At 66.7% G+C, this 18,512-nt stretch carries 19 protein-coding genes; 7 read left to right on the top strand and 12 right to left on the bottom strand.

Annotated features, from left to right (window positions below; translation table 11 throughout):
• The first annotated feature begins 113 nt into the window (after window positions 1–113).
• The 4 genes from NGK62_RS19475 to NGK62_RS19460 are packed head-to-tail and all read left to right on the top strand — an operon-like array spanning window position 114 to window position 2,047.
• Window positions 114–773, top strand: coding sequence for a DUF502 domain-containing protein (locus NGK62_RS19475; protein WP_251880907.1), 660 nt, complete (start codon window positions 114–116; stop codon window positions 771–773).
• Window positions 774–808: 35 nt separating this feature from the next.
• A complete protein-coding gene (locus tag NGK62_RS19470) occupies window positions 809–1,054 on the top strand; it encodes an RNA-binding S4 domain-containing protein (RefSeq protein WP_251879917.1) in 246 nt (81 codons plus the stop codon).
• 32 nt (window positions 1,055–1,086) lie between these two features.
• On the top strand, window positions 1,087–1,662 hold the full coding sequence (locus NGK62_RS19465) for a restriction endonuclease (RefSeq protein WP_059380048.1): 576 nt from the start codon (window positions 1,087–1,089) through the stop codon (window positions 1,660–1,662).
• 13 nt (window positions 1,663–1,675) lie between these two features.
• A complete protein-coding gene (locus NGK62_RS19460; RefSeq protein ID WP_251879915.1) occupies window positions 1,676–2,047 on the top strand; it encodes a DUF2784 domain-containing protein in 372 nt (123 codons plus the stop codon).
• 8 nt (window positions 2,048–2,055) lie between these two features.
• Here the strand turns inward: NGK62_RS19460 and NGK62_RS19455 are convergent, their stop codons facing one another.
• From NGK62_RS19455 to NGK62_RS19445, 3 genes are all read right to left on the bottom strand, one after another.
• Window positions 2,056–3,183 carry an acyl-CoA dehydrogenase family protein gene (locus NGK62_RS19455; protein WP_251879913.1) on the bottom strand — a complete coding sequence of 376 codons (1,128 nt, stop codon included), beginning with the start codon at window positions 3,181–3,183 and terminating at the stop codon, window positions 2,056–2,058.
• A gap of 130 nt (window positions 3,184–3,313) precedes the next feature.
• Complete coding sequence (locus NGK62_RS19450; RefSeq protein ID WP_059380045.1) at window positions 3,314–5,131, bottom strand: glycoside hydrolase family 15 protein; 1,818 nt, start codon at window positions 5,129–5,131, stop codon at window positions 3,314–3,316.
• A gap of 3 nt (window positions 5,132–5,134) precedes the next feature.
• A complete protein-coding gene (locus NGK62_RS19445; RefSeq protein ID WP_251879911.1) occupies window positions 5,135–5,956 on the bottom strand; it encodes a glucose 1-dehydrogenase in 822 nt (273 codons plus the stop codon).
• Between the two features lie 125 nt (window positions 5,957–6,081).
• Between NGK62_RS19445 and NGK62_RS19440 the strand changes: the two genes are divergently transcribed.
• The gene (locus NGK62_RS19440; RefSeq protein ID WP_251879909.1) at window positions 6,082–7,158 is read left to right on the top strand and encodes a sensor domain-containing diguanylate cyclase; all 1,077 of its coding nucleotides are present in this window, start codon (window positions 6,082–6,084) and stop codon (window positions 7,156–7,158) included.
• A 61-nt stretch (window positions 7,159–7,219) separates the two neighbouring features.
• Here NGK62_RS19440 and NGK62_RS19435 read toward each other — a convergent pair whose 3' ends face one another.
• The 6 genes from NGK62_RS19435 to NGK62_RS19410 all read right to left on the bottom strand — a co-directional run bounded on the left by NGK62_RS19435 (window position 7,220) and on the right by NGK62_RS19410 (window position 13,260).
• On the bottom strand, window positions 7,220–8,950 hold the full coding sequence (locus NGK62_RS19435; protein ID WP_054453885.1) for an ABC transporter substrate-binding protein: 1,731 nt from the start codon (window positions 8,948–8,950) through the stop codon (window positions 7,220–7,222).
• Window positions 8,951–9,066: 116 nt separating this feature from the next.
• Window positions 9,067–9,375 (bottom strand): DUF2160 domain-containing protein, encoded by a 309-nt coding sequence (locus NGK62_RS19430; protein WP_059380042.1) that lies wholly within the window; start codon window positions 9,373–9,375, stop codon window positions 9,067–9,069.
• A gap of 19 nt (window positions 9,376–9,394) precedes the next feature.
• A complete protein-coding gene (locus NGK62_RS19425; protein ID WP_059380041.1) occupies window positions 9,395–10,207 on the bottom strand; it encodes a carbohydrate ABC transporter permease in 813 nt (270 codons plus the stop codon).
• The gene (locus NGK62_RS19420; protein WP_118932070.1) at window positions 10,200–11,090 is read right to left on the bottom strand and encodes a carbohydrate ABC transporter permease; all 891 of its coding nucleotides are present in this window, start codon (window positions 11,088–11,090) and stop codon (window positions 10,200–10,202) included. The genes NGK62_RS19425 and NGK62_RS19420 overlap by 8 nt, the downstream gene beginning before the upstream one ends.
• The gene (locus NGK62_RS19415) at window positions 11,087–12,175 is read right to left on the bottom strand and encodes an ABC transporter ATP-binding protein (protein WP_059380039.1); all 1,089 of its coding nucleotides are present in this window, start codon (window positions 12,173–12,175) and stop codon (window positions 11,087–11,089) included. Before NGK62_RS19415 ends, NGK62_RS19420 begins: the two co-directional genes overlap by 4 nt.
• The gene (locus NGK62_RS19410) at window positions 12,175–13,260 is read right to left on the bottom strand and encodes an ABC transporter ATP-binding protein (protein ID WP_059380038.1); all 1,086 of its coding nucleotides are present in this window, start codon (window positions 13,258–13,260) and stop codon (window positions 12,175–12,177) included. Before NGK62_RS19410 ends, NGK62_RS19415 begins: the two co-directional genes overlap by 1 nt.
• 211 nt (window positions 13,261–13,471) lie before the next feature.
• Between NGK62_RS19410 and NGK62_RS19405 the strand changes: the two genes are divergently transcribed.
• Both NGK62_RS19405 and NGK62_RS19400 read left to right on the top strand, forming a co-directional pair.
• Window positions 13,472–14,263 (top strand): DeoR/GlpR family DNA-binding transcription regulator, encoded by a 792-nt coding sequence (locus NGK62_RS19405; RefSeq protein ID WP_013394120.1) that lies wholly within the window; start codon window positions 13,472–13,474, stop codon window positions 14,261–14,263.
• A 5-nt stretch (window positions 14,264–14,268) separates the two neighbouring features.
• Window positions 14,269–15,867, top strand: coding sequence for a glycerol-3-phosphate dehydrogenase/oxidase (locus NGK62_RS19400; protein WP_118932072.1), 1,599 nt, complete (start codon window positions 14,269–14,271; stop codon window positions 15,865–15,867).
• Between the two features lie 49 nt (window positions 15,868–15,916).
• Here NGK62_RS19400 and NGK62_RS19395 read toward each other — a convergent pair whose 3' ends face one another.
• The 3 genes from NGK62_RS19395 to curA form a co-directional block, all read right to left on the bottom strand.
• Entirely contained in the window at window positions 15,917–16,516 is a 600-nt protein-coding gene (locus NGK62_RS19395; protein ID WP_059380037.1) for an HD-GYP domain-containing protein, read from the bottom strand.
• A gap of 166 nt (window positions 16,517–16,682) precedes the next feature.
• Window positions 16,683–17,363, bottom strand: a complete 681-nt coding sequence (locus tag NGK62_RS19390; protein ID WP_251879907.1) for a type 1 glutamine amidotransferase domain-containing protein — start codon at window positions 17,361–17,363, stop codon at window positions 16,683–16,685.
• On the bottom strand, window positions 17,360–18,409 hold the full coding sequence (gene curA / locus NGK62_RS19385) for an NADPH-dependent curcumin/dihydrocurcumin reductase (protein WP_251879905.1): 1,050 nt from the start codon (window positions 18,407–18,409) through the stop codon (window positions 17,360–17,362). The genes NGK62_RS19390 and curA overlap by 4 nt, the downstream gene beginning before the upstream one ends.
• Between the last annotated feature and the right edge of the window lie 103 nt (window positions 18,410–18,512).

Genomic DNA, 18,512 nt, shown 5'->3' with positions numbered 1-18,512 from the left:
CGCTGGCCGCACGCCGATTGTTACCGGTCGGGTCCGCGCTGGCTGCTATGCTGGCGGCCCCTCGGCGCGTGCCTTTGCCGCGCAATCCGACCCTAATTTATTTGCCTATGTCTATGACCCGTCTCTACAAGTACTTCTTCCGCGGACTGATCACGGTCCTGCCGCTGGCGCTGACGATCTACCTGCTCTACATCTTCCTGGCGTGGACCGAAGCCGTGGCGCTGACCTTCCTGCGCCCCTTCATCGGCGGGTTCTACGTGCCGGGCATGGGCCTGGCGCTGGGCATCCTCGGCATCCTGGCCATCGGCTACCTCGTATCCAAGGAACGCGTGCAGCGCGTGCTGGTGCTGCTGGAAATGCCGTTCACCAACCTGCCGGTGGTCAAGAGCATCTATTCGTCGCTGAAGAGTTTCGCGGACTATTTCTCCCCCAGTTCCAAGAACACCGCCCAGCAGGTCGTGATCCTGCGCGAGCCTGGCCAACAGCTGGAACTGGTCGGCCTGGTCACGCGCCGCAACATGGAAGGCTTGCCCGAAGGCTTCAGCCAGGGCGAGCGCGTGGCCGTGTACCTGCCGATGGGCTACATGATCGGCGGCTATACCGTGTTCGTGCCGCAGGAATGGGTCCAGCCCATCCAGATGTCGGTCGAGGAAGCCATGCGTTCGTCCCTGATCGCCTGGATGGCTCGCGCCGAAACCACCAACAACCGTCCCGCCGCGCAGGAGCCTCCCGCCCCCGCGCAGGACGGCGCCAACGGCGGCGGCCAGGCCTGAGCGCCCCGCCCTCACCTCTCTACCAAACTCTCGCTATGCCCATCATCGAATTCACGCTGGCCGAAGGCAGCCCCTATATTGAAGTAAACCAGCTGCTCAAGGCGACCGGCGTGTGCGACAGCGGCGGCGCGGGCAAGATGCTGGTGGCCGAAGGCCACGTCAGCGTGGGCGGCGTGGTCGAAAGCCGCAAGACGGCCAAGATCCGCGCCGGCCAGATCGTGACCTGCGGCGACGTGCGCATCGTCGTGCGCGGCCCCGACGTTGGCGGCCAGGACGCCTGAAGCCATCACAACCCGCCCGACCGCGAGCCGCCATGAAACTCAAGATGTCCCAGAACTCCATTTTTGCCGTGCTGCTGCGCTCGCCCTGGTGGATGAGCGCCGGCGTGGCCGTGCTGCTGTCGGCCGCCGGCTTTGCCGCGCTGCCGCTGGAGTACGCCGCGATGGGCGTGTTCGCGGCGGTGCCGTTCGCGGTCATCGCCATCATGGCGGCCTACAAGCAATTGCGCGCGCCCTCGGGCGCGCGGGTGCAGGCCGTGGCCGAAGCCGCCGCCGGCATGTCCTGGGCGGATTTTTCCAAAACCGTCGAAGCGGGCTTTCGCCGCGACGGCTGTGAAGTGCAGCGCCTGCAACTGCCCGGCGCCGATTTCGCGCTGACCAAGGACGGCCACGTCGCGCTGGTCAGCGCCAAGCGCTGGAAAGCCGCGCGCGTCGGCGTCGAACCGCTGCGCGAGCTGCAGGCCGCGCGCGAAAAGCGCGGGGCGCGCGAAGCGATATACATCGCGCTTGGCGAGGTCTCGGACAATGCGCTGCAATACGCCAAGTCGCAGGGCGTGTCGCTGATGACGGCGCCCGAACTGGCCAAGCTGCTGCGCGACCTCAAGCCCTGAGCCGGGTGCGGTCATGAGCTACCGCCTGCTTGCAGACCTTGTGCTGGCCGTGCATGGCCTCTTTGTTGCCTTCGTGGTGTTCGGCGGACTGCTGGCGCTGTGGAAGCGCTGGATCGCCTACCTGCACCTGCCGGCGCTGGCCTGGGGCGCGCTGGTGATAGGCATGGGCTGGATCTGCCCGCTGACGCCGCTGGAGATTTCGCTGCGCCAGCAGGCCGGCCAGCAAGGCTATGGCGGCGGCTTCATCGAACACTACGTGCTGGCGCTGATCTACCCCGAAGGCATCACTCGCGGCACGCAGATCGTGCTGGCGGCCTTGCTGATCGTGGGCAACATCATCGTCTACGCGCTGTGGGCGCGGCGCGGCCGGCGCCAGCCGGCCTAGTCTACCGTTTACAAGGCCCGGGCGATCACCAGGCGCTGGATGTCGCTGGTGCCCTCATAGATCTGGCAGACGCGCACGTCGCGATAGATGCGCTCGACCGGAAAATCCTTCAGATAGCCGTAGCCGCCCAGCGTCTGGATGGCGGCGGAGCAGACCTTTTCGGCCATCTCGGAGGCGAACAGCTTGGCCATGGACGCTTCCGTCAGCGCCGGCCTGCCGGCTTCGCGCAAGGCTGCCGCATGCAGCACCATCTGGCGCGCCGCATGGATCTGCGTGGCCATGTCGGCCAGGCGGAACGCGACCGCCTGATGCTCCATGATGGGTTTGCCGAAGGCCTGCCGGTCGCGCGCATAGTCGCGCGCGCACTCGTAGGCCGCGCGCGCCATGCCCACGGATTGGGACGCGATGCCGATGCGCCCGCCCTCCAGGTTGGACAGGGCGATCTTGTAGCCCTCGCCCTCCGCGCCCAGCCGGCAGGCCGCCGGAATGCGCATGTCCTCGAACGCGATCTGGCAGGTGTCGGAAGCATGCTGGCCCAGCTTGTCTTCCACCCTCAGCACCTTGTAGCCCGGAGTATCGGTAGGCACGATGAAGGCCGAGATGCCGCGCTTGCCGGCATCCGGGTCGGTCACGGCGAACACGATCACGACCTGGCCGCTGCGCCCCGACGTGATGAACTGCTTGGCGCCATTCAGGATGTAGTCGTCGCCATCGCGGCGCGCCCGGGTGTGCAGGCTGCTGGCGTCCGAGCCCGCCTGCGGCTCGGTCAGCGCAAATCCGCCGATATGCTCGCCCGTTGCCAGCGGACGCAGGAACCGTTCTTTCTGCGCGTCGGTGCCGAACTTCAGGATGGGCATGCAGGCGACCGAATTGTGCACGCTCATGATGGTGGAGCAGGCGCCATTGCCAGCCGCGATTTCCTCCAGCGCGACGGCGTACGAGATATACCCGCTGTCGTTGCCGTCCCAGGCTTCGGGCACCAGCATGCCGAAAAAGCCCAGCTGCGCCATTTCGGCGATGGCGTCGGCGGGATAGTGATGCTCGCGGTCCCAGCGTTCCGAGTTGGGCGCCAGGCGCTCCTGCGCGAAGCGGCGCGCCATTTCCTGGACGCTGAGCTGTTCTTCGGTCAAAAGCATGCTTGTCTCTCCTGGATGCGGTGGCGGCCGACGCGCGGCCTGCTCTGTTCTGCGGTTCGGCCCGCCTTGGGGCGACCGTTAGATCGCCAGAATACACCGGGCCGGCAAACGCGGGACGCCGCTGCGCGGCCTATTCCCGCGGCGCGTCCTGCTCGGAACGCTGACGCGCCGGACCGCTGGCGCGGCTCAGGTTGTAGGCGGTATTGACCAGCCCGATGTGCGAGAACCCTTGCGGGAAGTTGCCCACCAGGCGGCGCCGGGCCACGTCGTATTCCTCGGCCAGCAGGCCCAGGTCGTTGCGCAGCCCCAGCAGCCGCTCGAACAGGCGTTCGGCGTCATCGATGCGCCCCTGCATGACGTAGGCGTCGGCCAGCCAGAAGCTGCAGGCCAGGAACACCCCTTCGTCGCCCGGCAAGCCGTCGCTGGCATGCTGGTTGGAATAGCGCAGCAGCAGGCCGTCGCGCAGCAGTTCGCGCTCGATAGCGCGCACCGTGCCAGTGACGCGCGGATCGTCCGCGGGCAGGAAACCCACCTGGGGGATGAGCAGCAGGCTGGCATCCAGCTCGTCCGACCCATAGCTCTGCACGAAGCTGCCGCGGGCCTGGTTGTAGCCATGCTTGCAGATGTCCGCCCGGATGCGGTCGGCCAGGCGCTGCCATTCATCGCGCGGCCCGCGCAGGCCGAAGCGATCGCAGGATTGCACCGCGCGGTCGAAGGCCACCCAGCACATCAAGCGCGAATGGGTGAAGGCGCGGCGCTCGCCCCGCACTTCCCAGATGCCGTGGTCCAGATCCTGCCAACGGCGCTTCAACGGCTCCAGCAGCACGTTCTGCAGGCGCCAGGCCTCGGCCAGCGGCGCCAGGTCCGCGGCGCGCGCCGCATACAGGGTTTCGATCAGTTCGCCATAGACGTCCAGCTGGCTCTGGCCGGCGGCGCCGTTGCCGCGGCGCACCGGCAGGCTGCCCTCATAGCCCGGCAGCCAGGGGATTTCAAGTTCGGGCAGCCAGCGTTCGCCGGCGATGCCATACATGATCTGCAACTGGTCGGGATGCCCGGCCACCGCGCGCAACAGCCATTGGCGCCAGGCCTCGGCCTCCTCTCGGTAGCCTGCATTGAGCAAGGCGTACAAGGTCAGCGCCGAATCGCGCAGCCAGCAGTGCCGGTAGTCCCAGTTGCGGCTGCCGCCCAGGGCTTCCGGCAGCGAGGTCGTGGGCGCGGCGATGATGCCGCCGGTCGGGTGAAAGGTCAGCAGCTTCAAGGTAATCAGCGAGCGCACCACGGCGTCGCGCCCTTCCTCGCTGCCCTCCCAGCGGCAGCGCTTGGCCCATTCCTGCCACCAGGAAATGGTGCGGTCCATGCTTTCCACGCGGTCCGGCACGAAATGCGGGGTGCGGTGCGAACGGTGGTAAGACAGCGTGAACGGCACCACCCGGCCCGGATGCACGGTGAAGCGCGCCGTGGTGGTGAGTTCGTGCCCGGCCAGGTCCACCGGCGTGTGCAGCTCGACCGCGTCGGGGCCCGCGATGGCGCTCAGGCCATAGTCACGCCGGCGCACCCAGGGCACGGCCTGCCCATAGTTGAAGCGTAGCTCCATCTCCATGTCCATCTGCACGTGTCCGGATTCGCCGCGCACGATGCGCACCACGTCGGCGCGCTCGTCGTCGTCGCTCAAGGGCATGAAGTCGTACAGCAGCGCCGTGCCCGAGCCGGTTTCGTAGCGCGTTTCCAGCACCGCGGTATCCGGCACGTAGCGGCGCGATACCGTGCAGTTCCGAGCGTGCGGCGCGATGCGCCAGCGTCCATGCCGTTCATCGCCCAGCAGCGCCGCGAAGCAGGCGGGCGAATCGAAATGCGGCAGGCACAGCCAATCGATGGAGCCGTCGCGCGCCACCAGCGCGGCGGACAGCATATTGCCGATCAGGCCATAGTCTTCCAGGGGCTTGGACATGGCCTAGCCCGCGCCACGGAATTCGGGATACAGCGTCATGCCGCCGTCGACGAACAGGGTCGTGCCGGTGACGTAATCGGACGCGTCGCTGGCCAGCCACACGGCGGCCCGCGCCACGTCTTCGGGTTCGCCGATGCGGCCGTAGGGAATCAGCTGCAACAGCCTGGCCAGGCTTTCCGGCGTATCCCAGGCCGGCTGGTTGATGGCTGTGCGTATGGCGCCCGGCGCAATCGAATTGACGCGTATCCGGGCCGGCGCCAGCTCCTGCGCCAGCGATTTCATCAGCATCGACACGCCCCCCTTGGATGCCGCGTAGTTCACCTGGAAGGCCCAGGGTATGGCCTCGTGCACGGAACTGATGAAAACGATGTTGCCCGCCGCCAGCCTCTGCCGCGCCGGGTCGACCGGTTGCGACTGGAACTGCCGCGCAGCGGCGCGCGCACATAGGAACTGCCCCGTCAGGTTCACGTCGATGACGCGCTGCCAGTCGGCCAGCGTCATGTCCGCAATCGGCGCGGGATGTTCTATGCCCGCGTTGTTGACCAGGATGTCCAGCCGCCCGTAATGCTGCAGCGCCTGCGCAAACAGGTGCTCCACCTCGGACTCCTTGCTGATGTCGGCGGCCGCGGTGACGGCCGAACCGCCCTGCCGCTGGATCGCTTCGGCGACGGCCGCGGCCCGCCCCTGCGAATCGCCGCCCGCGCGATGATTCACCACCACCTGCGCGCCAGCCGCCGCCAGCCCGATCGCGATGGCCCGGCCGATGCCGGAGGATGCGCCTGTCACCACGGCCACCCGGCCGCGCAGTTCGCTCGCGTGATGCATGCCTGCCTCCCTGGCGGCCGCTACCCGTCGAGCCCGGCCGCCGCGTGTGGAAAGTCCAGGGTAGTCCTGCGCGACGGTTCCATGCAAGCCGCTGCGCAGCGTGCATAATGCCCACCCATATGCCCATGCTTCCTGGAGACGCCGTGCTGGATCCGATACTTGCAGAACTGTCGACCACCCTGCCCGAGGCCAAGTCGGTCGAACAGCTGACGCGCCCGCTGCTGGACATGCTGGGCGCGGTGACCGGGCTGGAATCCACCTACCTCACGTCCATCGACCTGAAGGCCGATCTCCAGAGCATCCGCTACGCGCGCAACGCTGGAACACTGCAAATCCCCGAAGGCCTTTCCGTGCCCTGGGACGACACGCTGTGCAAACGCGCGCTGGACGAAGGCCGCATGTGCACCAGCGACGTCTCCAGCTGCTGGCCGGATTCCGACGCCGCCCGGCAACTGGGCATCCAAACCTATCTGAGCGCGCCGGTGCGCACGGATGAGGGCGTGCTGTTCGGCACCCTGTGCGCCGCCAGCGCCACGCAGCACCGGATCGAGCCGCAGGCCGAATCGGTGCTGAAACTGTTCTCCAGCGTGATCGCCCGCTTCCTGGAACGCGAAATGCTGATGGAACAGCTCCATGCCGCCAACGTCCAGCTCATGTCGTATGCGCTGACCGACGCGCTGACCGGCCTGCCCAACCGCCGCGCGCTCTACGAGGCGCTGGACCGCCTGCAGGCGCGCGCCATCCGCGAAGGCGGCAGCGTGCTGGTGGGCGTGATCGACCTGGACGGTTTCAAGGGCATCAACGACGTCTATGGCCACCAGCAAGGCGATGTGTTCCTGCAGGAAGTGTCGCGCCGCATCTCCGCGGCGCTGCGCGGTTCGGACATGCTGGGTCGCATGGGCGGCGACGAATTCGTGCTGATCGGCCCCGGCCCGGCCCTGGCTGCGGGCGACGGCCCCCATGGCGTGCACGCGCCGCGCGGCGATGCCGAGGAAGCCGCCCGTTCCCTGGAAGAGCGCGCCACCGCCGCCACCGTGGGCCGCTACCAGCTCGGCGACGCAACCGTCCCGTACGAAGGCGCCAGCGTCGGCGTGGTGGCGCTGGACCCGCGCGGCCTGGACGCCGAAGCCGCCGTGCGCCTGGCCGACACCCACATGTATGAAGTCAAGCGCGCGCGCAAGGCGGCGCGGGTCATACACTGACGGGAAAAAAAAAGGACCCGGCGCATTGCCGGGTCCGGGCCGTCTGCAGCGTTCGGCCGGCTTACCTCACCTTGCCCTGCTTCCACGCATCGAGCAGCTTCTCATAGGCGATCGTCTCGCCCTTGGGCTTTTCGTTGGCCAGTTTCTTCCACGGCGCATGCTGGTCCGACAGCCACTTGCTGGGGTCGCTCTTGGGGTTGAGCTTGGGCGCGCACTGCGCCATGCCGGCCCGCTCCAGCCGCGCCATGACCTGGTCCATTTCATTGGCCAGGTTGTCCATGGCGGCCTGCGGGGTCTTTTCGCCGGTGACCGCGGTGGCGACGTTCTTCCACCACAGCTGCGCCAGCTTGGGATAGTCAGGCACGTTGTTGCCGGTGGGCGTCCACGCCACGCGCGCCGGGCTGCGGTAGAACTCGATCAGGCCGCCGTAGTTCGCCGCGTTCTTGGTGAAGAACTCGCTGTTGATGTCGCTGTCGCGGATGAAGGTCAGGCCGGTGATGGACTTCTTCAGCGACACCGACTTGGACGTGACGAACTGCGCGTACAGCCAGGCCGCCGCCATCTTGTCCGGGTTGGTGGACTTGAAGAAGGTCCACGAGCCCACGTCCTGGTAGCCGTTCTGCATGCCGTCCTTCCAGTACGGGCCGTAGGGCGACGGGGCCATGCGCCACTTCGGCGTGCCATCATCGTTGACCACCGGCAGGCCCTTCTTGGTCATGTCAGCGGTGAAGGCCGTGTACCAGAAGATCTGCTGCGCGATCTGGCCCTGGGCGGGCACCGGGCCGGATTCCGAGAAGGTCATGCCCATGGCCTGCTGCGGCGCGTACTTCTTCATCCAGTCCACGTACTTGGTCAGGGCATAGACCGCGGCCGGACTGTTGGTGGCGCCGCCGCGCGCCACCGACGCGCCGACCGGCGTGCACTTGTCGTCCGCCACGCGGATGCCCCACTCGTCCACCGGCATGCCGTTGGGCAGGCCCTTGTCGGCGGCGCCGGCCATGGACAGCCACGCGTCGGTGAAGCGCCAGCCCAGCGACGGGTCCTTCTTGCCGTAGTCCATGTGGCCATAGACCTTCTTGCCGTCCAGTTCCTTGACGTCGTTGGAGAAGAAGTCGGCGATGTCTTCATAGGCGGACCAGTTGGTGGGCACGCCCAGCTCGTAGCCGTACTTGGCCTTGAACTTGTCCTTCAGGTCCTGCCGCGCGAACCAGTCGGCGCGGAACCAGTAGACGTTGGCGAACTGCTGGTCGGGCAGCTGGTAGAGCTTGCCGTCTGGCGCGGTGGTGAACTTGGTGCCGATGAAGTCCTTCAGGTCCAGGTTGGGATTGGTCCATTCCTTGCCCGCGCCGGCCATATAATCGGACAGCGGCAGGATGGCGCCGTAGCGGTAGTGCGTGCCGATCAGGTCGGAATCCGAAATCCAGCCGTCGTAGATGGATTTGCCGGACTGCATCGAGGTCTGCAGCTTCTCGACCACGTCGCCTTCCTGGATCAGGTCGTGGTTGACCTTGATGCCGGTGATCTCCGAAAAAGCCTTGGCCAGCGTCTTGGACTCGTACTCGTGCGTGGTGATGGTTTCCGACACCACGCTGATCTCGTTCACTCCCTTGGCCTTGAGCTTGGCGGCGGCCTCGATGAACCATTTCATCTCGGCCATCTGCTGGTCCTTGGACAGCGATGAAGGTTGGAACTCCGAATCGACCCACTTCTTCGCTTCCGGTTCGCCAGCCCAGGCCGCCGAAGTCCCGATCAGGGCGATGGCGGCTGCCATGGCGTGCATGCGCAATTTCATGACCTGTCTCCTCGATAAGTCTTCCCCATCGTTTGCTGCGGACCGCTGGCCGGGGAAGACGCTGACCGATAGTCCTTACCAACCGCTTGAATACGCGAAGGGTCTGACGCCCCTCTTCAGCCTTTCCTCATGACGAATGCCAGCAGCAGCATGGACGCGATGAAACTGATCCAAACCGATGGCGGCTCGTCCAGCGAAAACCATTCCGCAGCCTTTTGGCCTAACCCCAGGAACGCAAGATTGAGCCAGGCCGCGGCCATCAGGCCGATGAAAAGCCGGTCGCCGCGCGTGGTGCGCAGGGGCAGGAAGCCCTTGCGCTCGGCCGTGGGCGATTTCAGTTCCCACACCGTCATGCCGACCAGCATCAGCACGATGCAGGAAAAGAACACAGCGACGGGAGTGGTCCATACCATCCAGCTGAACATGAGCGCGCTCTCCTTGCCTCTACACCCGGCCCATCGCGAAGCCCTTCGCGATGTAATGCCGCACGAACCAGATGACGATGCCGCCCGGCACGATGGTCAGCACGCCCGCCGCGGCCAGCACGCCCCAGTCCATGCCGGAAGCCGACACGGTGCGGGTCATGGTGGCGACGATGGGCTTGGCGTTGACCGAGGTCAGCGTGCGCGCCAGCAGCAGCTCCACCCAGCTGAACATGAAGCAGAAAAATGCCGCCACGCCCACGCCCGACTTGATCAGCGGCAGGAAGATCGTCAGGAAAAAGCGCGGGAATGAATAGCCGTCGACATAGGCGGTCTCGTCGATCTCGCGCGGCACGCCGGACATGAAGCCCTCCAGGATCCAGACCGCCAGCGGCACGTTGAACACCAGGTGCGCAAGCGCCACGGCCAGGTGGGTGTCCATCAGGCCGAAGGAGCTATAGAGCTGGAAGAACGGCAGCAGGAACACCGCGGGCGGCGTCATGCGGTTGGTCAGCAGCCAGAAGAACACGTGCTTGTCGCCGATGAAGCGGTAGCGCGAAAAGGCGTAGGCCGCCGGCAGCGCCACGGCCAGGGAAATCACCGTGTTGATGACCACGTAGATCAGCGAATTGATGTAGCCGGAGTACCAGGCCGGGTCGGTGAAGATGGTTCGATAGTGCTCGAAGGTGAAGTCGCGCGGCCACAGCGTCAGGGTGCTGACGATCTCCGTGTTCGTCTTGAACGACATGTTCAGCATCCAGTACAGCGGCAGGATGGCGAAGATCAGGTACAGGGTCAGGAAGACGCCGCGCCAGCGGGAATTTTTCTCACGCATTTGCGCGCTCCTCGTCAAAGCCGCCAGTGGTTCCGGCGCGCTGCATCCAGTTGTAGAGGATGAAGCACAAGAGCAGGATGATCAGGAAATAGATGATGGAGAACGCGGCCGCCGGCCCCAGGTCGAACTGGCCCACCGCCTTCTGCGTCAGGTACTGCGACAGGAAGGTGGTGGCGTTGCCCGGCCCGCCGCCCGTCAGTACGAAGGGCTCGGTGTAGATCATGAAGCTGTCCATGAAGCGCAGCAGCACCGCGATCATGAGTACGCCGCGCATCTTGGGCAGCTGGATGTAGCGGAACACCGCCAGGCGCGAGGCGCCGTCGATGCGGGCAGCCTGGTAATAGGCGTCCGGTATGGCGCGCAAGCCCGCGTAGCACAGCAGCGCCACCAGCGGCGTCCAGTGCCATACGTCCATGATCAGCACCGTGACCCAGGCGTCGAAGTCGTTGCCGGTGTAGTTGTAGTCCACGCCCAACCACGACAGCGTGGCCCCCAGCAGGCCGATGTCGGTGCGCCCGAACACCTGCCAGATGGTGCCCACCACGTTCCAGGGGATCAGCAGCGACAGCGCGATGATCACCAGCACCGCGGAAGCGCGCCAACCGCTGGCGGGCATGGACAGGGCCAGCAGTATGCCCAGCGGGATCTCGATGGCCAGCACGGCCAGAGAAAAGCCGATCTGGCGGAACAGCGCGCCATGCAGTTCTTCATCCTGCAGCACGGCGGCGTACCACTCGGTGCCGACGAAGACGCGGCGCTCGGGCGAGATGATGTCCTGCACCGAATAGTTGACGATGGTCATCAGCGGCAGGATGGCCGAGAACGCCACGCACAGCACCACGGGCAGGACCAGGAACCAGGCCCGGTGATCTATGGGTTTCATCGGATCAGCTCCTCGTCGCGGTAAAAGCAGGTGTGCGGATTCAGTACCGACAGCCAGACCGTGCCGCCGGCCGCGGCCGGGACGATGTTGCTGGCCAGCCGGGCGCGCACCGGCGCGCCCTCGAAGTCCGCCACCAGCAGCGTGTAGGTGCCCACGTCCTGCACCCGCTCCACGCGCATGGCCACGGCGCCGGGCGCGCCCGGCTCGGTGATGCGCAAGTATTCGGGGCGCACGCCCAGCTTCACGGGACCCGCGCCGTCCAGCTTTGCCGCCATCTCCGCCGGCAGCCCGGCGACGCGGCTCTTGCCCACTTCCAACCCGCCGTCGCGCCATTGCGCCGGCAGGAAGTTCATGCCCGGCGAGCCGATGAAATGGCCCACGAAGGTATGCGCCGGCCGCTGGAACAAGTCATCCGCGGTCCCGACCTGCACCGCCCTGCCGCGCGCCATCACCATGACCTCGTCGGCAAAGGTCAGCGCCTCGGTCTGGTCGTGCGTCACGTAGATCAGCGTCAGCTTGAACTCGTGGTGGATTTCCTTGAGCTTGCGCCGCAACTCCCATTTGAGCTGCGGGTCGATCACGGTCAGCGGCTCGTCGAACAGGATGGCCGACACGTCGCTGCGCACCAGCCCGCGCCCCAGCGAAATCTTCTGCTTGGCGTCGGCGGTCAGGCCGCTGGCGCGCCGGTCCAGCACATGCGACATCTCCAGCATCTCGGCGATGCGCCCGACGCGTTCGCCGATGAGCTTGGGCGCCATGCCGCGGTTGCGCAGCGGAAACGCCAGGTTCTCGGCCACGGTCATGGTGTCGTACACCACCGGAAACTGGAATACCTGGGCGATGTTGCGCGCCTGCGGGGTCTTGTCCGTGACGTCCTGGCCGTCGAACAGGATGCGCCCGTGCGACGGCCGCAGCAGGCCCGACACGCAATTGAGCAGCGTGGTCTTGCCGCAACCGGACGGCCCCAGCAAGGCGTAGGCCCCGCCGTCCTTGAAGGTGAAGGAAAGCGGCAGCAGCGCATAGTCCTCGTCGGTCTTGGGGTCTGCAACGTAGGAATGGGACAGGTCCAGCTCGATCTGCGCCATCAGGCCGCCTCCCCCGCGCCCGCCGGCTGCCGCGGCGCCGCCAGCAGCGCGCCGCCCGCGCCGAAGGCGTAGGTCTGCGCCGGGTCGAAATAGAACTGCACGCGGTGGTCCAGCGTATAGCGGTGGACCCCGGGCAATTGCGCCACCACGTCGCCCGCCTCCGTCTGGGCGTGCACGAAGGTGTCGGACCCGGAGATCTCGGCCAGCTTCACCACCCCGGGCAGCACGATGTGGCCAGGCCGCGGCTCGACATCGAGGGCGCCGGCGCGCAGGCCGGCGGTAATCTCCGTATCGGCGCCTTGCGGCAGCGCCCGTTCCACCGCCAGGTCTCCGTGCAGCACGAAGCCGGACGCCGTGCGGCGCGCGGCAAACAGATTCATGGGCGGATCGCTGAAGGCGCGGGCCACGCGGATGGAATTGGGGCGGTGAAAGACCTCGGCCGTGGGACCGTATTGCAGCAGTTCGCCCGCATCCAGCACCGCGGTGTGGCCGCCCAGCAACAGGGCCTCGCCCGGCTCGGTAGTGGCATAGACCACCGTAGAGCGTCCTTCGGCGAACAACTCGGAAAGTTCGTCGCGCAGTTCCTCGCGCAGCTTGTAGTCCAGGTTCACCAGGGGCTCGTCCAGCAGGATGAGCGGCGCGTCCTTGGCCAGCGCCCGGGCCAGCGCCACCCGCTGCTGCTGCCCGCCGGACAGCTCCGAGGGATAGCGTTCCAGCAGATGGTCGATGTGCAGCCGCGCCGCCATGGCGCGGACTTTTTCGCCGATGTCCGCCGCCCCGCGCAGCTTGAGCGGCGAAGCGATGTTGTCGTAGACCGACATGGAGGGGTAATTGATGAACTGCTGGTAGACCATGGCGACATTGCGCTGGCGCACTGGCACGCCGGTCACGTCGGCGCCGTCGACCAGCACGCGGCCTTCGGTGGGCCGGTCCAGCCCGGCCATGATGCGCATCAGCGAGGTCTTGCCCGCCAGGGTGGCCCCCAGCAATACCGTCATGGCGCCCTCGACGGGGGCCAGGCTCATGGGATACAGGTGCGTCTGCGAGCCGGCCCGCAAACCTACCCTGTCCAAGTTCAGCTGCATCTGGTCTCCTCTACCTACTAATACGTCCCTGTTTTTTTACGGCGGACTTCGGTATTCGGTACAGCGGCTCCGCCTGCTTTCAAGCGAACAGCAGGATGAGCATACTCTTTCAGATAGCTTTCGTTTATTGTGCGTTTTACTCAAGAAGCGAACAAAAAACAATCTTGCGGCGCGGCATTATTTTTCGCTTTTGTTGTTTTACTATACGAACATGACACTGAACCCCAGACAGAGCGCCTTGATCGAAATGGTGCGGGCCCAAGGCTCGGCCTCGATCGAGGAGCTCGCCAAACGCTTTGACGTCACGCTGCAGACGGTGCGGCGCGACGTCAATATTCTTTCCGAGGCGGGCCTGCTGTCGCGCTTTCACGGCGGCGTGCGCATCGAAGCGTCCACCATCGAGAACATCGCCTACCGCAAGCGCCAGGGCCTGCACGCCGCCGGCAAGCAGCGCATCGCCGAGGCCGTGGCGCGCGCCGTGCCCGACGGCTGTTCGCTGATCCTGAACATCGGCACCACCACCGAAGCGATTGCGCGCGCCCTGCTGCGCCATCGCGGCCTACGCGTCATCACCAACAACCTGCACGTCGCCGACATCCTCTCGGACAACCCGGATTGCGAAGTCATCGTGGCCGGCGGCGTGGTGCGTTCGCGCGACCGCGGCATCGTCGGCGAAGCCACCATGGACTTCATCCGCCAGTTCAAGGTCGACATCGGCCTGATCGGCATCTCCGGCATCGAGGCCGACGGCACGCTGCGCGATTACGACTTCCGCGAAGTGCGCGTGGCGCGGACCATCATCGAACAGTCCCGCGAAGTCTGGCTTGCCGCCGACAGCAGCAAATTCAAGCGCCAGGCCATGGTGGAACTGGCGCACATCTCGCAAATCGACCGCTTCTTCACCGACGCGCATCCGCAAGAGCCGCTGGCGCAAGTCCTGCTGGACGCGGGCGTGCGCTGCGACGTCGCGGCCGCCCCGAATACCTTGAAGCAAACACCTTGAATCCCATGAACCAACCGCTAGCCTCCGTCGCCCCGCCCGACCGCAACCGCCTCCTGAACACGCTGGACAACACGCACTCCTGGGACGTGATCGTCATTGGCGGCGGCGCCACCGGCCTGGGCACGGCCGTCGATGCCGCCTCGCGCGGCTATCGCACCCTGCTGATCGAAGGCGCGGACTTCGCCAAGGGCACGTCCAGCAAGGCCACCAAGCTGGTGCACGGCGGCGTCCGCTATCTGGCGCAGGGCAACGTCAGCCTGGTGCGCGAAGCGCTGCACGAACGCGGCCTGCTCAACCGCAACGCGCCGCACCTGGTGTGGCCGCTGGGATTCGTGGTGCCGGCCTACAACCTGTTCGACCAGCCCTTCTACGGCATCGGCTTGAAGATGTACGACATGCTGGCCGGCAAGCTGAACCTGGCGCCCAGCCGCTGGCTGTCGCGCCGCGACACGCTGGCCAACGCGCCGACGCTGGCCGAGAACGTGCAGGGCAAGAATCTCAAAGGCGGCGTGCTGTATTACGACGGCCAGTTCGACGATGCGCGCCTGGCGGTGAGCCTGATGCGCACGCTGTTCGACCTGGGCGGCACCGCGGTGAACTACATGCGCGCCACCGGCCTGACCATGACGGGCGGCAAGGTCGACGGCGTTACCGTGCAGGATGCGATCGGCGGCGCCAGCTTCACGCTGCGCGCGCGCTGCGTGGTCAACGCCACCGGCGTATGGGTGGACGCGGTGCGGCGCATGGAAGACAAGAACGCGCAGACCATGGTCGCGCCCAGCCAGGGCGTGCACCTGACCTTGCCGCAGGATTTCCTGCCGGGCAAGCGCGCCATCCTGATTCCCAAGACCGACGACGGCCGCGTGCTGTTCGTGGTGCCATGGAATGGCCACACCATCGTCGGCACCACCGATACGCCGCGCGACGATCTGCCGCTGGATCCGCAAGCGGGCGCGCAGGACGTGGATTTCATCCTGAGCACCGCGGCGCGCTATCTCAGCCGCAAGCCTACGCGCGACGACGTCACCAGCGTCTGGGCCGGACTGCGTCCGCTGGTCAAGGCCACCGGCGAAGCCTCCACCAAGTCCTTGTCGCGCGAGCACACCATCCTGGTGTCCAAGGCCGGGCTGGTAACCGTCACCGGCGGCAAGTGGACCACCTACCGCCGCATGGCGCAGGACGTGGTCGACACGGCCATCCAGCACCAGCTGCTGACGCAGGCCACCTGCCGCACCGAATCGCTGCCGCTGCATGGCGCTGCGGGCCTGGCTCCGTCGCAGGAACATGCCGGCACGCCGGACAGCTACTACGGCAGCGACCTGCCGGCTTTGAAGGCGCTGCCCGGCGCCGACCGCATGCTGGTCAAGAGCAGCGGCTTGTCGGAAGCGCACGTGCGTTTCGCTGCGCGGTACGAACTGGCGCGCAGCGCCGAGGATGTGCTGGCGCGACGCAACCGCGCCTTGTTCCTGGACAGCGAGGCCGCGATGCTGGCGGCGCCCGAAGTGGCGCGCATCCTGGCCGAAGAGCTGGGGCATGATGCCGCGTGGCAGCAGCGCACGCTGCAGGAATTGGCATTGGTGGCGGCGAATTACCGCTTGAAGTGACCCGCCGCCCGACTTGCGCAACCCGCCGGCGGTGCTGGCGGGGTCTGTGCTACGGAACCCTTAGCGGGCTCTTCGCGATCATCGATTCGAATGTGCGCAACAGCGCCGGGTCGCATTTGGCGCCGGCTTCCTGGTGCAGGATGCGCATGATCTCCGCGTGCGTGCGCGCGGGGTGATAGGGACGCGCATCGCCCAGGGCATCGTAGGAATCGGCCAGGGAAATGATGCGCGAATGCAGCGGGATGTTCTCGCCGCGCAGGCCTGCGGGATAGCCTGATCCGTCAAAATGCTCGTGGTGATGGCGCACCGCCCGCGCGATCAGTTCGCGTTGCGGGATGTCGCTGTGCATGATGATGTCGGCGCCCACCGCGGCGTGCGCCTTCATGATTGCCCAATCGTCCGGGTCCAGCCGCTTGGGCGAATACAGCACTCGGTCCGGCGTGCCGATCTTGCCGATGTCATGCAGGCGGGCAGCGACCGCGACCACCTCCTGCTCGGATTCCGGCAGGCCGCAGGCTCGGGCCAGCGCCACGCTCAGCGCAACAACTCTTTCAGAATGGCGGCCGGTGGCCGGGTCGCGCGCCCGCATGGCGGCAAACAAGGCCGCCACGCAGGAGCCTGCGGGATATTCGGGTACGTCTGGAGGCATCGGTCATCGCGCGCAAGTGGGTCGTGCCGCATTGCGCTGTAGCAAAAGGTCGCGATTCTGACACATTGCGCAGCAATCCTTGCCGATCAGATGCCGCGCCCCGGGGCAAAGCAGTGCCGGTCCCGTCCCGCGCATGCCGCGGGATCCGGGTCCGGCACGCCAGGACTCAATCCTTCAACCGGTCCAGCAGCGCCTGCGCCACGCCCACGGAAGACGCCGGATTCTGGCCCGTGACCAGCAGGCCGTCGCCGACCACGTGCGGCTGCCAGTCCGGGCCGCTGGTGTACTGCCCGCCCAACTGCTTCAGTTCATCCTCGACCAGGAAGGGCACCACGTCGCTTAATTGCACAGCCGCCTCTTCGGCATTGGAAAAGCCGGTGACCTGCCTGCCCTGCACCAGCGGCTTGCCGTCGGCCGTCTTGGCGTGGCGCAGCACGCCGGGCGCATGGCAGACGGCCGCGACGGGCTTGCCCGCCGCCAGCATGGTTTCGATCAGCGCAACCGAATTGGAATCTTCCGCCACGTCCCACAAGGGGCCGTGGCCCCCGGGGTAGAACACGGCGTCGTAGTCGGCCGCCTGCACCTGCGCCAGCCGCAAGGTGGCGGCCAGTTGCCGCTGCGCGTCCGCATCCTGGCGAAAGCGCCGCGTGTCGTCGGTCTGGGCGTCGGGGTCGTCGCTCTTGGGGTCCAGCGGCGGCTGGCCGCCCGCGGGCGAAGCCAGCGTGACCTTGGCGCCGGCGTCGACGAAGGCGTAGTACGGCGCAGCGAACTCCTCCAGCCAGAAGCCGGTCTTGCGGCCGGTGTTGCCCAGCGTGTCGTGGGAAGTCAGCACGATCAGGATGTTCATGTGGCGCTCCTTTCGTCCGGGCCGACGCGCACGATGCGCTTGCCGGCGTTTTCACCCCTGAGCAGCCCGATCAGGCCGCGCGGCGCGTTCTCCAGCCCATCGACCACATCCTCGCGGTACTTGATGCGGCCTTGCTTGATCAAGTCTTCCATCGCCTCGCGGAATTCGCCGTAGCGGTGCGCGTATTCGTTGAAGATGATGAAGCCCTGCATCTTGAGGCGCTTGGTGAGGATGGTGCGCATCAGCAGGCCCAGACGGTCCGGCCCTTGCGGCTGGCTGGTGGCGTTGTAGGCCGAAATCAGGCCGCAGACCGGTATCCGCGCGCGCGGGTTCAAGAGCGGCAGCACCGCGTCGAAGACCGCGCCGCCGACGTTCTCGAAATACACGTCGATGCCCTGCGGCACGGCGCGCGCCAGGCGGCCCGGCAGATCGGGCGCCTTGTGGTCCAGGCAGTCGTCAAAGCCCAGTTCCTGGACCACGTAGCGGCACTTGTCCGCGCCGCCCGCGATGCCGATCACCTTGCAGCCATGGATCTTGGCGATCTGGCCGACCACCGCCCCGACCGCGCCGCTGGCCGCGGCCACCACCACGGTTTCGCCCGCCTTGGGCTGGCCGATGTCCAGCAAGCCCATGTAGCCGGTGAACCCAGGCATGCCCAGCACGCCCAGCGAGTAGGACGGATGTTCGGGATTGGGCCCCAGCCGCAGCAGGCCGGCGCCATCCGACAAGGCGTAATCCTGCCAGCCGGATTGCGCCAGCACCCACTCCCCCGGACGGTAGTCGGGATGATTCGAGGCTTCGACCCGCGTGACCGTGCCGCCGACCATGACGGCGCCGACCTGCACCGGTTCGGCATAGGACGGCGCGTCGCTCATGCGGCCGCGCATATAGGGATCGAGCGACAGGTACACGGTGCGCAGCAGCACCTGGCCGGGGCCGGGTTGCGGCACCTCGCCGGTTTCCAGGCGGAAATCGCTGTCCGCCGGCTCGCCCTGCGGGCGTGCGGCGAGCACGATGCGGCGGTTGATGGAAGACGATTGCGGCATGACGGTCCAGCCTCCTGCAAGTAAGCCGCCCGGGCCTGGCGCACACGACCCGGGTGGCGGGATGGGGTACCGATCCATTACACCATCGAAGCCCGCGCATCCG

This window comes from Achromobacter sp. Marseille-Q4954, from assembly GCF_943737025.1.
GTDB lineage: Bacteria > Pseudomonadota > Gammaproteobacteria > Burkholderiales > Burkholderiaceae_B > Achromobacter > Achromobacter bronchisepticus_A.
The sequence above is the reverse complement of the archived record's forward strand: the minus strand, read 5'-3'. Positions and strand labels throughout refer to the sequence as shown.

What these genes read in the sequence shown, in the direction of transcription:
- NGK62_RS19475 (WP_251880907.1), top strand. Translation starts at nt 114, where the DNA reads ATGACCCGTCTCTACAAGTACTTCTTCCGCGGACTGATCACGGTCCTG.
- NGK62_RS19410 (WP_059380038.1), bottom strand. Translation starts at nt 13,260, where the DNA reads ATGCAGCTGAACTTGGACAGGGTAGGTTTGCGGGCCGGCTCGCAGACG.
- NGK62_RS19435 (WP_054453885.1), bottom strand. Translation starts at nt 8,950, where the DNA reads ATGAAATTGCGCATGCACGCCATGGCAGCCGCCATCGCCCTGATCGGG.
- NGK62_RS19470 (WP_251879917.1), top strand. Translation starts at nt 809, where the DNA reads ATGCCCATCATCGAATTCACGCTGGCCGAAGGCAGCCCCTATATTGAA.
- NGK62_RS19420 (WP_118932070.1), bottom strand. Translation starts at nt 11,090, where the DNA reads ATGAAACCCATAGATCACCGGGCCTGGTTCCTGGTCCTGCCCGTGGTG.
- NGK62_RS19450 (WP_059380045.1), bottom strand. Translation starts at nt 5,131, where the DNA reads ATGTCCAAGCCCCTGGAAGACTATGGCCTGATCGGCAATATGCTGTCC.
- NGK62_RS19460 (WP_251879915.1), top strand. Translation starts at nt 1,676, where the DNA reads ATGAGCTACCGCCTGCTTGCAGACCTTGTGCTGGCCGTGCATGGCCTC.
- NGK62_RS19440 (WP_251879909.1), top strand. Translation starts at nt 6,082, where the DNA reads ATGCTTCCTGGAGACGCCGTGCTGGATCCGATACTTGCAGAACTGTCG.
- NGK62_RS19415 (WP_059380039.1), bottom strand. Translation starts at nt 12,175, where the DNA reads ATGGCGCAGATCGAGCTGGACCTGTCCCATTCCTACGTTGCAGACCCC.
- NGK62_RS19430 (WP_059380042.1), bottom strand. Translation starts at nt 9,375, where the DNA reads ATGTTCAGCTGGATGGTATGGACCACTCCCGTCGCTGTGTTCTTTTCC.
- NGK62_RS19405 (WP_013394120.1), top strand. Translation starts at nt 13,472, where the DNA reads ATGACACTGAACCCCAGACAGAGCGCCTTGATCGAAATGGTGCGGGCC.
- NGK62_RS19400 (WP_118932072.1), top strand. Translation starts at nt 14,269, where the DNA reads ATGAACCAACCGCTAGCCTCCGTCGCCCCGCCCGACCGCAACCGCCTC.
- NGK62_RS19445 (WP_251879911.1), bottom strand. Translation starts at nt 5,956, where the DNA reads ATGCATCACGCGAGCGAACTGCGCGGCCGGGTGGCCGTGGTGACAGGC.
- NGK62_RS19425 (WP_059380041.1), bottom strand. Translation starts at nt 10,207, where the DNA reads ATGCGTGAGAAAAATTCCCGCTGGCGCGGCGTCTTCCTGACCCTGTAC.
- NGK62_RS19465 (WP_059380048.1), top strand. Translation starts at nt 1,087, where the DNA reads ATGAAACTCAAGATGTCCCAGAACTCCATTTTTGCCGTGCTGCTGCGC.
- NGK62_RS19390 (WP_251879907.1), bottom strand. Translation starts at nt 17,363, where the DNA reads ATGAACATCCTGATCGTGCTGACTTCCCACGACACGCTGGGCAACACC.
- curA (WP_251879905.1), bottom strand. Translation starts at nt 18,409, where the DNA reads ATGCCGCAATCGTCTTCCATCAACCGCCGCATCGTGCTCGCCGCACGC.
- NGK62_RS19395 (WP_059380037.1), bottom strand. Translation starts at nt 16,516, where the DNA reads ATGCCTCCAGACGTACCCGAATATCCCGCAGGCTCCTGCGTGGCGGCC.
- NGK62_RS19455 (WP_251879913.1), bottom strand. Translation starts at nt 3,183, where the DNA reads ATGCTTTTGACCGAAGAACAGCTCAGCGTCCAGGAAATGGCGCGCCGC.